At 63.7% G+C, this 1,758-nt stretch carries 3 protein-coding genes; all 3 read right to left on the bottom strand.

Annotated features, from left to right (window positions below):
• Window positions 1-16 precede the first annotated feature (16 nt).
• Window positions 17-358 carry a cupin domain-containing protein gene (locus EN969_RS29785; RefSeq protein WP_063170399.1) on the bottom strand — a complete coding sequence of 114 codons (342 nt, stop codon included), beginning with the start codon at window positions 356-358 and terminating at the stop codon, window positions 17-19.
• A 17-nt stretch (window positions 359-375) separates the two neighbouring features.
• The gene (locus EN969_RS29780) at window positions 376-726 is read right to left on the bottom strand and encodes a cupin domain-containing protein (RefSeq protein WP_063169498.1); all 351 of its coding nucleotides are present in this window, start codon (window positions 724-726) and stop codon (window positions 376-378) included.
• 229 nt (window positions 727-955) lie between these two features.
• Window positions 956-1,758: glycosyltransferase (locus EN969_RS29770; RefSeq protein ID WP_164758615.1), on the bottom strand; the 803-nt coding region annotated here is incomplete at its 5' end.

The raw sequence follows: 1,758 nt of genomic DNA, 5'->3' as shown, positions 1-1,758 counted from the left end.
CCTTGGAAATGGGTGCTCAGCGGCACATGAAGGCCTTGGTCAGCGTTTGCGTGATGATGGAGATGCCGGTCCAGCCGGCGGGGAAGAATACCAGCGTGCCGGCCTCGACCGCGATCTCCTCGCCGTCGCCATGGACATAGCTGCCGCGTCCCGACAGGAAGTGGCAGAATTCGTCGGCGCCAAAGGTGACCTTGCGCGTGCCCGGCGTGCACGCCCACAGGCCGCATTCGCTCGATCCGTCCGGGTTCTGCGCCAGGATCTTGCCCGAAGCGCGCGGCGAACCGGCGAGCGTGTTGCTGCCCGCGCCCCAGTCTTCCAATTCCACGGCCGAAGCCTTCGGCCAGTGCGGTGTCGACATGTCATCAAGCTCCGTGGTCACGCCAGCATGTAGACGTTGCGCATCGTCTCATGCACGGTGCATTCGCCTCTCCAGCCGGCAGGGAACATGACCACGGTGCCGGTGGAGACTTCTATCACCTCACCGACATCCGACCGGTAGGTCGCGCGGCCGGCGACGAAATGGCACAATTCGTCGCGCGGGATACTGAGGCGCCAGCGGCCTGGCGTGCAGACCCAGATGCCGGATTCCGGCTGGTTGTTTGGCCCTTTGTGCACGAGCCTGCCGGTGGAGCGCGAAGCGCCGTCCAGCGCGTCAGGTTGGACGCCCCAGTCGACGAGGTCGGTTCGGGTGGTGGCCTGGTGGAGGTGTGGGGCGGAGGAGGTCATGAGCGTGCTCCATCATTTGGGCGCTCAATCCCGCCCCGTTTTCGCTCTACGAGGCCCCCCTCTGTCCTGCCGGACATCTCCCCCTCAAGGGGGGAGATTGGCAACTTTGGCTTCTGTGTCTCTTCTTCAGCGTTGAAAATTGGCGAAAGCCGCCGCGAAATCCAATCTCCCCCCTTGAGGGGGAGATGGCCGGCAGGCCAGAGGGGGGCGCCTGGGCTCCGCATCTCAATCACAGCAGCGTCTCCAACAACCCGGCCGCTTTCTCCGGCCCATTCTGCGCGTGCATCTGCGCCGATGTCTTCGCCAGCTTGGCTTTCATCGCCGGGTCGGTCAGGCAGGTCTCGATCTTGGCAACCAGCTCGGCATCGGTCCAGTCGTAGCGCGGCATGCCGAAGCCGTGGCCGGTTTCCTCGACGCGGGTGGCGTTGTCGTGGCCATCCCAGACATAGGGCATGATGATGGCCGGTTTGCCGAAATAGAGGCACTCGGTGAACGAGTTGTTGCCGCCATGGTGGATGACGGCATCGACCTGCGGGATCACCGAGGGCTGCGGAAACCAGCTGTCGACAATGACGTTACCGGGCACGTCCGTGTACTGGTCCTTGTAGCCGCCGACATTGACCAGAGCCCTGTAGCGCGTCTTGCCCAATGTCGCGATGATGCGCTTCAGCAGATCGACATCGCCGGCGCCCAGGCTGCCGAAGGAGACGTAGAGCAGCGGCCCGTCATTGTTCCTGGAGAAGGTCGGCACCGTGTACGGCTTTTCGTGCCGCACGCAGCCTTCGAGGTACTGGAATTTTGCCGGGTCGAGCGGATGGCGGCGCTTGAATTTTGCCGCTTCGGGGTAGAGCAGCAGGTTCAAATAGGGCGAGGCTTCGAAGAACTGGCCGATCGGATAGGGCGCCTCGTGGTTGGCGGTGAGAAAGCCGTTGAAGTCGTCATGGATCGGCTTGATCACCGCATTGAAGTGGTCGCGGTAGCGCTGGTGGCCGGCATGGTCGTTCTCGCCGCAGCCGGAGAGATGGGGCGGGA

The organism is Mesorhizobium sp. M7A.F.Ca.CA.003.01.2.1, assembly GCF_003998945.1.
GTDB classification, from domain to species: domain Bacteria; phylum Pseudomonadota; class Alphaproteobacteria; order Rhizobiales; family Rhizobiaceae; genus Mesorhizobium; species Mesorhizobium ciceri.
Note: the sequence above shows the minus strand (reverse complement) of the source record. Positions and strands in the feature narration are given on the sequence as shown.